Origin of the sequence: Brotomerdimonas butyrica (assembly GCF_025567305.1) — a bacterium.
Classification (GTDB): domain Bacteria; phylum Bacillota; class Clostridia; order Peptostreptococcales; family Anaerovoracaceae; genus Lentihominibacter; species Lentihominibacter butyricus.
In genome coordinates this window covers 18,479-29,152 of sequence record NZ_JAOQJP010000013.1, presented here as the reverse complement: position 1 = coordinate 29,152, position 10,674 = coordinate 18,479, and the positions used below count along the sequence as shown (strand labels likewise).

Annotated in this window: 8 protein-coding genes; 6 read left to right on the top strand and 2 right to left on the bottom strand. The window is 52.9% G+C overall.

Annotation, left to right across the window (positions count from 1 at the left end; all coding sequences use genetic code 11):
* Positions 1 to 277: 277 nt before the first annotated feature.
* The gene (locus OCV59_RS09870; protein ID WP_147594312.1) at positions 278 to 1,717 is read right to left on the bottom strand and encodes a M18 family aminopeptidase; all 1,440 of its coding nucleotides are present in this window, start codon (positions 1,715 to 1,717) and stop codon (positions 278 to 280) included.
* 17 nt (positions 1,718 to 1,734) lie between these two features.
* A complete protein-coding gene (locus OCV59_RS09865; RefSeq protein WP_262584314.1) occupies positions 1,735 to 3,300 on the bottom strand; it encodes a CCA tRNA nucleotidyltransferase in 1,566 nt (521 codons plus the stop codon).
* A gap of 318 nt (positions 3,301 to 3,618) precedes the next feature.
* Between OCV59_RS09865 and OCV59_RS09860 the strand changes: the two genes are divergently transcribed.
* The 6 genes from OCV59_RS09860 to OCV59_RS09835 all read left to right on the top strand — a co-directional run bounded on the left by OCV59_RS09860 (position 3,619) and on the right by OCV59_RS09835 (position 10,670).
* A complete protein-coding gene (locus OCV59_RS09860; RefSeq protein ID WP_262584312.1) occupies positions 3,619 to 4,800 on the top strand; it encodes a M20 metallopeptidase family protein in 1,182 nt (393 codons plus the stop codon).
* Positions 4,801 to 4,818: 18 nt separating this feature from the next.
* The gene (locus tag OCV59_RS09855; RefSeq protein ID WP_147594309.1) at positions 4,819 to 5,493 is read left to right on the top strand and encodes a response regulator transcription factor; all 675 of its coding nucleotides are present in this window, start codon (positions 4,819 to 4,821) and stop codon (positions 5,491 to 5,493) included.
* Complete coding sequence (locus tag OCV59_RS09850) at positions 5,490 to 6,491, top strand: sensor histidine kinase (protein WP_147594308.1); 1,002 nt, start codon at positions 5,490 to 5,492, stop codon at positions 6,489 to 6,491. The genes OCV59_RS09855 and OCV59_RS09850 overlap by 4 nt, the downstream gene beginning before the upstream one ends.
* 155 nt (positions 6,492 to 6,646) lie before the next feature.
* Positions 6,647 to 7,417, top strand: coding sequence for an ABC transporter ATP-binding protein (locus OCV59_RS09845; protein ID WP_147594307.1), 771 nt, complete (start codon positions 6,647 to 6,649; stop codon positions 7,415 to 7,417).
* Positions 7,410 to 9,548, top strand: a complete 2,139-nt coding sequence (locus tag OCV59_RS09840) for an FtsX-like permease family protein (protein WP_262584310.1) — start codon at positions 7,410 to 7,412, stop codon at positions 9,546 to 9,548. Before OCV59_RS09845 ends, OCV59_RS09840 begins: the two co-directional genes overlap by 8 nt.
* Positions 9,549 to 9,605: 57 nt before the next feature.
* Complete coding sequence (locus OCV59_RS09835) at positions 9,606 to 10,670, top strand: DUF5685 family protein (protein WP_147594305.1); 1,065 nt, start codon at positions 9,606 to 9,608, stop codon at positions 10,668 to 10,670.
* Positions 10,671 to 10,674: the final 4 nt, after the last annotated feature.

Sequence of the window (10,674 nt, the reverse complement as noted above, 5' to 3'; positions counted from 1 at the left end):
ATTTTTTGATAATTTTTTAATGCTTTTCATTACGGGGGGATTCACTTTTGATAAAAAAATATTTTTGTTTCTTTTATCGACAACTCAATTTATGAGATATGGGTACAAAAAAGGCTTTCAAAAAACCTCTCAACGATCGCGGCTGGCAGCTTTATACAAGCACATTCCCGGCACGTCCGACGGGCAAAAAAACGATGGGGTGGCTGTCGCATTAACGATTTGTGATCGTTAGCGCGACGCCACTTTCTTTCTGCAAAAACACCAACGGCGGCATAGTCTAAATGACCGCGCCGCCGTCTGTTATCTTTATATCCGTACTGTAAAATCTCATGAGCGCATCGACTGCGTATTTCGTGTCCATGCTGCCTGCCGTCTCGTAGCTCGAGTGCATCGCGAGCTGCGGCAGCCCGATATCGACCGCATGCATGCTAACCTGTATATTGGAAAGGTTGCCGAGCGTCGATCCGCCTGCGCTGTCGCTGCGGTTTGCAAAGTGCTGCACGGGCACTCCCGCTTCACGGCATATCTCGCCGAAGACCGCACGGCTGAACGCGTCCGTCGTATACTTCTGGTTGGCGCTCTCCTTTATCACTACGCCTTTATTGAGGAAAACGCGGTTCTCCGCATCCGTCTTTTCCGGATGGTTCGGGTGGACGGCATGGGCATTGTCGCAGCTGACCATGAATGATCTCGCCACTGCCATGCGGTAGTCTTCTTCTGACCTGCCGAGCCCTGAATTTATCCGCTGCAGCGTGTCGTAGAGAAACGTAGACATCGCGCCCTGCTTCGTGTTCGAACCCACTTCTTCATTGTCGAAGCAGCAGTACACGTTTACCGATCTTTCGCAGCTGCTCTCTGCGAACGCTTTGAGCGATGCGAATGCGCACTGCAGATCATCGAGTCCCGGCGCAGAGATGAATTCCTTCTCAACGCCCCACAGCACAGGCTTCTGACGGTTCACTAGGAACAGATCCTTTCCGAGTATGTTCTCCGGCTCCACTCCCAGCTCATCAGCGATCATCCTGTCGAAAGCACCCTTTTTCAGCGCACCTGCCGAAAAGAGAGGGCACAGATCTACCTGTCTGTTGAACTTGTATCCACTGTTTATATCGCGGTTCATATGGATCGCCACATTCGGGATCAGCAGTATGTCGCGGTCTATATCAAGCAGTCTGGACCTTATCACGCTGCCGGAATTTCCGGCACTGCTGCTTCGTCCGCACTGTTCTGCAGTGCCGCCCGTCGCTGCGCTGTGATCCCAACGCTCCGTACCGTCTGCCTTTTCCCTCACGAGCACACGCCCCGCAACGCTCAGCGGCCTGTCCAGCCACGTGCTGTCTATCATCCCGCCGTATGCCTCGACATTCAGGCGCAGATATTCACCCGGCCCCTCAAGCTCTGGCACATTTTTTATCTTGTACGTCGGCGAATCGCTGTGTGACGCGCAGATCCTGAATCCGCCGCCACTGCCGGCACCGTCACCGCCATCACGGGCACTGCCACTGACATCCTGCCCGATCCTGAACGCGACGATGCTCGATCCGTTCCGCGTCGTATAATAGCTGCCGCCCTTTGCAACATCCCACTTCTCCGTCTCCGGCAGATATCTGAAGCCCCTCGTCTCAAGATACCCCGCTATGTTCGCGACCGCATGGAAAGCACTCGGGCTCTTTCCTGCAAAGTCCAGCAGTTCTTCCGATATCCTTATATGATCCATTTTCGTATTACCTCTTTTCATCCGTGATTCGCACTCATGATGCGCTCCGCTTCAGTCATCAGCACGTCCTTCGAGTTTTCCAGCTCACCGTCCGTGACCTTTTCCAGCAGCACCTCCAGCATCGCTCCGACCGCAGGTCCCGGCTCCATCCCCGCAGCCAGCAGATCGCTGCCGCCGACCGCCAGAGCCTTTAGCGAAAAACACTGCTCCTGCTCTAGTATTCCACGCATCATCATTTCTATCTCGCTGAATTTCACTTTGAGCGCTTCTGTCATGTTGCCCGTCGCCAGATTGTCCGCAAACTTGATCGCAAGTATCTCGAACAGCACCTCCGGCGTGAATTTTCTCATCCATTTTTTCAGCAGCCGCTCGTCGCTTTCGAACAGCATGTCGTGATACTTCACCAGCAGCACCACCCTGTCCGCAAACGCCTTGTCGACCCTGAACCGCTTCATTATCTCCGCAGTGACCTCCGCGCCCTTCGCCGCATGCCCGAAGAAATGGCCCCGGCCCGTATCATCCGGCGAATAAGTGAGCGGCTTTCCTATATCGTGGAAAAGCGCCGCAGTCTTCATATATTCGCGGTTTTCAGGAGTCGTCTTCACTGCCTCCATAGCATGTATGCAATGCTCCAGCACATCGTATTTGTGGTACTTGTTGCGCTGATCGAAGCCTTTCATCGCGTAAAGCTCGGGGAACACTTCGCCTAGCACGTCTATGTATCTCCGCACCACATTAGGCGCATACTTTCCTGTCACCAGTTTCCTGAACTCCGAAAAGACCCGCTCCACCGACAGTTTTTTAAGCAGCCCGCCGTTCCTGAACATCGCCGCCTCGGTCTTCTCCTCGATCCTGAATCCCAGCACAGACGCAAACCTCATCGCGCGCATTATCCTTAGCGCGTCTTCTCTGAACCGCTCGTCAGGATCTCCCACCGCACGCAGCACGCGATTCCTAAGGTCTTCCGACGCCCCGAGGATATCCGTGATGCTGCCGTTTTCATCCATCGCCAGCGCATTCACCGTAAAATCCCTGCGTTTCAGGTCCTCCTCGAGCGATCTCGTGAATCCCACGCTGTCCGGGTGCCTGCAGTCAGAATATCCCGATTCTGTCCTGTACGTCGTTATTTCCAGCGGCACCATACGCACACTTTTATCCGACTCTCCGCACTCTGCCAGGATCTCCGATCCAGCCTGCCCGCCGGTTCTCTGATCCGCTCCGCTCTCGTTCTGCGGCGCATCACCACCGTCTGCCTCAGCGATCAGAGTGATCGTTCCGTGTTTTATACCTGTCTTGATTATCTTCATGCCATGGAAAATGCGCATCATCTCTTCGGGCGTAGCGCTCGTGGTTATGTCGATATCTATCATGTTACTGCTTCCGCGCAGATGCGGCTCATCTGTCAACGCACGCGCATACCGGCAGGAGCCGAAAATATCTTCCGCAGACGGTCTGCTCATCCGCCTCGTCATCTCGTCCCGTACACATCCGCCGACAAAATACGCCTTATGCCCTGCCGCTTTCAGCATTCTCACCGCCGTACACCCTGCTCTGAATTCATATATCGATCTGATGTCTCTCATACCTTGCGCCTCCATGCATACTGAGTCTAACAGTATGATTATACCACGCATGCCATTCACCCTGTGTGATTTTTTGCAAAGCGGCAGCCCTCCTGCACGTCCGGGCGCTTCTTTCATTTGTCTGGCATGCAGTTTTTTCCATTTCAGACCCGAAAAAATGTAGTCATTCAGCCAAATCAGGCCCGAAAAAATGTGATGACTCGACTATATGCATCCGATAAAGTTAGCAATTTCAAGCATTCTCCTATCACAAACCACTTGATACACAGCCGCGAAACCTGTACAATACTTTTGAATAAAACAACAGGGGATATAACAATGAACAATACAGAACTGAACTACGAAGAATTACTGAAAACACACAGGCGAAACCTGCACATGATACCGGAGCTTGACCGCGACCTGCCGGAAACGAAAAAATATCTGCTTTCCGTGCTCGAGCAGCTGAACTGCAGACTCACATTCCTCTGCGGATCCGGCATCTGCGCATATTTCGACAAAGGACAGAAAGAAACGTACGCGTTCCGCGCCGACATGGACGGACTGCCTGTCCAGGAAACGAACACGTGCAGCTACCGTTCCACACACGAAAACAAAATGCACGCCTGCGGGCACGACGGACACATGGCGATGGTCCTGACGCTCGGACAGTACGTGAACACCCTCGACGAGCTGAAATGCAACGTGCTGCTGATCTTCCAGCCGGCCGAGGAGACGCTCGGCGGCGCCAAGGAGATATGCCAGAGCGGCATCTTTACAACATATAATGTGACAAAAGTCTTCGGCATACACATGTGGCCGTTCATCGACGCAGGAAAGATCGCATCCAGACCGCACGCGCTGATGCCGAAATCAGCCGAAATCAACATAGACATATACGGCAAAGCCGCACACGGCACAGCGCCTTACGAAGGCATCGATGCGCTTTACATAGGCACCGAATATCTCAGACGTGTTTATGCAAAGCACGCACAGATCCCGGGTGCAGTACCGCGCTTCCCAGAAGGGGTCGGCGATCTGCCGCGCGCACCGCAGAAAGAGCCGGAAGACAAGACTATCATCCACATCGGCAAGATGGTCAGCGGCTACGCCAGAAATATAGTTTCCGACTACACGCATTTCCTCGGCACGGTCCGCGCATTCAGCGAAGAGAATTTCAACATGATAATAAACCTGCTCAGGAGCACGCTCACCGAGATAGCAGACGAATACGGCTGCAGCACAGAGTTTTCCAACAGCGAAGGCTACCCGCCTGTGATCAATGACGTCGATCTCTACAATGAGATACTGCCGGTGCTCAGAGGACTTCCGGGCGGATACGAGGAATTCGCAGAGCCGCTCGTGATCTCAGAGGACTTCTCGTTCTACGGTCACTACGCGCCCGCAGTATTTTTCCTGCTCGGCACAGGCACAGGCATCCCGCTCCACAGCGTCGATTTCGACTTCGATGAAAAAGTACTGCTGAGCGGATTCGAGCTCTACAGACGCATACTCGCATAGTCCCGAAAGGAGGCTCCGGTGTACAGGATATTCATCGTCGAAGACGACGAAACAATAGCATATTCGATCGCAGAAAAGCTCACGAGCTGGGGTTTTGAGTCAAAAGTCTGCACGGACTTCAGAAACGTGCTTTCCCAGACCATCGCACTGGAGCCTCACCTCGTGCTGATGGATATATCCCTGCCCTTCTTCAACGGCTACCACTGGTGCCGCGAGATCCGCAGGATATCCGAAGTCCCCGTCATGTTCATATCTTCCGCGGGAGACAACATGAACATCGTGATGGCGATAAACATGGGCGCCGACGATTTCGTCGCAAAACCTTTCGACATGGACATGCTGCTCGCCAAGATCCAGGCGCTCCTGCGCAGGACCTACGACTTCACCGCGAGCCGCCCCGCCGTGCTGCAGCACAACGGCGTGATCCTCAACAGCTCCGCATGCAGCGTCTCGTTCGAAGACCGAAAGCTGGAGCTTTCCAAAAACGAGAACAAGATACTCACGATACTCATGGAAAGCAAAGGGCAGGTCGTCACGCGCGACACGCTCATGAACAGGCTGTGGGAGACCGACTGCTTCGTGGACGAGAACACGCTGTCGGTCAACATCACGCGCCTTCGAAAGGCACTGGCGTCCATCGGGATCACCGACCTGATAAAGACCAAAAAAGGAATGGGGTATATAATAGAATGAAAAACAACATAAGATCTATCGCCATCCGGACATACATCCGCAGCCGACTGCCCCGGATCATACGCTTCTGCATCTTTTCGCTGATCTTTGCAGGAGTGTTTTTTCTTTATGATGCAAATACCTACGCTGTGCTCTACGCGGCGCTGATATGTGCCGTCATATGCGTGTTCTGCGCGATATATGATTTTTCTTCATATTATAAAAAGCTGAGCGCGCTCCTGCTTGCCGCTGATGTGATCACCGAATCGCTCGATTCACTGCCCCGCCCCGAAAACGCTGTCGACCGTGCATACACAGACCTGATCCGCAGGCTTTACAAAGACCGCAATGCAGTGATCGCCGAAAGCACAGGATCTAGGAACCAGATGCAGGACTACTATGCGATGTGGGTGCACCAGATCAAAGTTCCGATCTCCGCGATGCATATGCTGCTGCAGGATCAGGAAAAGAGCTCGCCGATGAATGTGCAGCTGTTCAAGATAGAGCAGTACGTCAGCATGGCGCTCTCATATGTCAGGCTCGAGGCCGAACAGACTGACTACGTGATAAAGCAACACAGCCTCGACTCCATCGTGAAACAGTCGGTCCGCAAATACGCTCCGCTTTTCATTTCCAAAAAAATACGTCTCAACATCGAAGATACCGCTCTCATCGTCAATACTGACGAGAAATGGCTCGGCTTCGTGATAGAGCAGATCCTGTCGAACTCCCTGAAATACACGAGCAGCGGCAGCATTTCCATATCATATGAAACTCCTAAAACTCTCATTATCAGCGACACAGGCATCGGGATCGCACCGGAAGATATCCCGCGTATCGGCGAAAAGGGCTTCACCGGCTACAACGGCCGCACTTTCAGAAAATCCACCGGGCTCGGCCTGTATCTGTGCAAAGAGATACTGATGCGTCTCTCGCACTCGATGACGATCAGCTCGGAAGTCGGCAAAGGCACGACCGTGAAGATCGACCTGCAGACATACGAGATCACGCCCGAATGATCCTTCCCATCTGAGGCCGCCGGCACGACTGCCGGCGAACATTACAAAAATGAAAGATACGACGCAGCGATCGTAAGACAGATGAATGGCTGCGTCGTTTTTGATCTGTTACCATTGATACATGATAGATCAACAGGATTCAAGGAGGCATAAATATGACTGTTTTACTCGAAGTAAAAGGCCTGCAGAAAGTGTACACCACACGATTCGGCGGCACCAGCGTGACTGCTCTCAGGAACGTGAACCTTTCCGTAGAAAAAGGCGAATACATCGCCATCATGGGAGAGTCAGGCTCAGGCAAGACGACACTGCTCAATATACTCGCGGCGCTCGATAAACCGACGCGCGGCCAGGTACTGCTCAGCGGCAATGATATCACTGCGATCAGTGAAAAGGAACTGTCCGCATTCAGGCGCAGCAACCTGGGATTCGTGTTTCAGGACTTCAACCTGCTCGACACGTTCAACCTCAAGGACAACATTTTCCTGCCGCTGGTGCTTTCCGGCAAAAAATACGGCGAGATGAGCAAGAGACTCAAGCCGCTGGCAGCGATGCTCGGCATCTCCGACATTCTCTACAAATACCCTTACGAGGTCTCCGGCGGACAGAAACAGCGTGCAGCAGTCGCCCGCGCACTGATAACCTCACCGCAGCTGATCCTGGCAGATGAACCGACAGGCGCGCTCGACTCGCGTTCCGCAGACGAGCTGCTGAAGCTTTTCAGCATGATCAACCGCGAAGGACAGACCATCGTGATGGTGACCCACTCGGTCAAGGCTGCAAGCCACGCAGGCAGAGTCCTCTTCATCAGCGACGGAACGGTATTCCACCAGATGTACCGCGGAAATGCCACTTCTGAAGAGATGTTCCAGCGCATTTCCGACACACTCACGACTATGGCGACAGGCGGTGGTCACAATGATTAGGATCTACCTCGGCATGGCGTTCAGCAACATCATCAAAAACCGCAGGATATATCTGCCGTACATGATCGCCTGCACGTTCACGGCGGCGATATATTACATAATATGCTCGCTCGGAGACAACAGCAGCCTGACCGATCTGTGGGGCGGCAGCATCATCAGGAGTTACATGAACATGGGACAGCTGATCGTCTCGATCTTCGCTGTGATCTTCCTGTTTTATGTCAACAGCTTTCTGCTGAAACGCAGGCAGGGCGAGTTCGGGCTTTACAACATCCTAGGTATGGAAAAGCGCCATATCGCGAAGATCATCGCGTTCGAGACTTTATATACTTATATAGTCGTCGCAGTGTGCGGTACGGTTTTCGGGATACTGCTCGACAAGCTGATATACCTGATACTATTGAAAATGCTCGGCGCTGCGGTTCCTGTGGGGTTTTACATATCAGGCTCTGCTATAGCAAAAAGCCTAATTCTGACAGGAGCCATATTCATGCTGATGCTGCTGAACTCCATCAGGCTGATACACAAAGCGCGCCCAGTCGAGCTCCTCAGGAGTGACAGCGCAGGCGAACGCGAGCCCAAAGCGAAATGGGCGCTGGCAGTGCTCGGAGTCATCCTTCTCGGCGCCGGTTATTATATCGCTGTTACTGTAAAGAATCCGATCACGGCATTCATGCTGTTCTTCGCGGCCGTAGTGCTCGTCATCGCGGGTACATACCTGCTGTTCACCGCAGGCAGTATCGCACTGCTGAAGCTGCTGCGAAAAAACAAGAATTACTATTACAGAACAAAGCACTTCATCAGCATCTCGTCGATGCTTTACAGGATGAAACGAAACGCGGCAGGCCTCGCGAACATCTGCATCCTTTCCACTATGGTGCTCGTAATGGTTTCCGCAACTATGTTCATGTACCTCGGATCGAATGAAATGCTCAGGATACGCTACCCTGCCGAGTTTGTGATGACCGCATCGGTCGATGACCCGGGTGCTCCCGAAGCAGCCTCACTGCTGGATGATGCGATCAGCAAAGAAGGCCTTGCCGGAAAAGACGCGATCACATACCGGGATCTTTCAATAAACGCATTCTACGATGAAAAGTCAGGCGGATTCACTACAGATCCCGACATATATCAGAGCTCGTCTGCAGTGGATATGCTCGACCAGATCTCGACTCTGGTATTCATCCCGCTCGAAGACTACAACCGCTGCAGCGGCCGCCACATGAAGCTCGACAGTGACAGCGACGTGCTTGTGTACTATACCGGCTCATCTGAGGCTCCCGGATCAGGCAGCGATACATTGACTATCGACGGACAGCAGTTCGATATCAGTGGCGAGCTCGATTCCATGATCAGAAACAGCAATATCGTCGCATCTATAAACAGCGGCTGCTTCATCATCGTGAAGGATATTTCCGTGATCGAAAAGATCCTCGAGACATCAGCCGAGCTTTCGGGCGATGACCAGTCGTTTATCAGCTTCAACTACATGACTGACATCAAGGGCGATCCCAAAGAAAACAGCGATGCCATCGGACGTGTATATGATCAAGCCCTGGCAGCGATCAGCGGTCTGGATGCGGGCAGCAGTGCGGATCAGAACAGCAGCCCGGATGCGAAGAGCCACTCGGATCAGAACAGCGGTGCCGCTACCAATGATAGTGCCGGCGAAAACGATACAGCGCCGGGCAGCACAGTCTCCCTCCAGTGCAGGAGCGTAGAATCAGTGTCTTATACAGCTGATTTTACCGGTCTGTTCTTCATCGGCATCTTCCTCGGCCTGCTGTTCCTGATGGCTACCGTGCTGATAATGTACTACAAACAGCTGACGGAGGGCTACGAGGACAGAAAACGATTCGAGATACTGCAGAATGTGGGGATGAGCCATACCGAAGTCCGCAGATCGATCAACTCGCAGATACTGATCGTGTTCTTCCTGCCTCTCGTCACGGCCGGCATCCACGTGGCGTTCGACTTCCCGTTCATTTTCAGGGTGATGACGCTGATGAACCTGTTCGACAAGAAGCTGTTCGCGCTTTGCACAGCGGGATGTTTCCTGGCATTCACGGTGTTCTACATCGTCGTGTATCTGCTCACATCCAGGCTGTATTACAGGATCGTCAGAAAATAGGAAATCTTCACCTTTTCTCCATTTGAAATCATCACATATTTGTGATAGTCTGTCCTTATGTTAGGTTATGTAAAGATCGACAAGGGTGAACTCAAGGTCCGCGAATACGAGGTATATACAGGTTACTACTGCGGCGTATGCAAATCCATAGGCCGCAGATACGGCCAGCTGCCGCGCATGGCGCTGAGCTACGATGCGGCTTTCCTGGCGATACTGCTCGCCTCGCTCAGCGATGAAAGCGATACCCCCGTTCAGGAGCACTGCATCGCGCATCCTGTCATAAAGAAAAAGACAGTGATCCGCAATCGTGCCATAGACTATGCGGGAGACGTCATGCTGATACTCGCCTGGTACAAACTTGCCGATGACGCAGCTGACGAAGGCAAGGCCTACGCAAAGCCTGTGATGCTGATGATGAAGCGGATCTTCCGCAGACTGAACCGCCTGTACCCGGAGCTTTGCAGCAGCATAGAAAACCACCTGTCTGCGCTTTCCGCACTCGAACGAGAAAAATGCGCCAGCATAGACATGGCGGCCGAAGCATTTTCGAAGATAATGGAAGACATATTCACCGAAGGTCTGCGAACAGTCTACGGGAGCGAACCGCCGCAGCATAAACATCACGGTGACCGAGGCGATCCCGGTATTTCCGGCATGCAGGACGATCGTACATACATCGGAACATCGCCCGGCAGCAGCGAACGCTCTGATGATCCGGATGCTCCCGGCGCTTCCGGCATGCAGGACGAACCGTGCGGCTTTGCATCGCCCGGCAATGACACGCGCGGGCTGCTGGCACGCGCAGGATATCACCTCGGCAAATGGATCTACATGATAGACGCGGTCGACGATATCGATGAAAATATAGAGTCAGGCGCATACAACCCGCTGCTCTTTCGATTCAAGTTCGACGCCGCGAACGAGACCGCAGACGAATTCCGCGCACGGATCGAACCGGATCTGCGCTTCAACCTGTACCATTACCTTGCGATGCTCAGCCGGTGCACCGACTCGCTCGACATCAGAAAAAATGCCGGCATCATAGAAAACGTGATATATTTCGGACTCAATCGGAAAACCGAAGAGATAATAATGAGGACGGATAAAGATAAACAGATTTGATTTC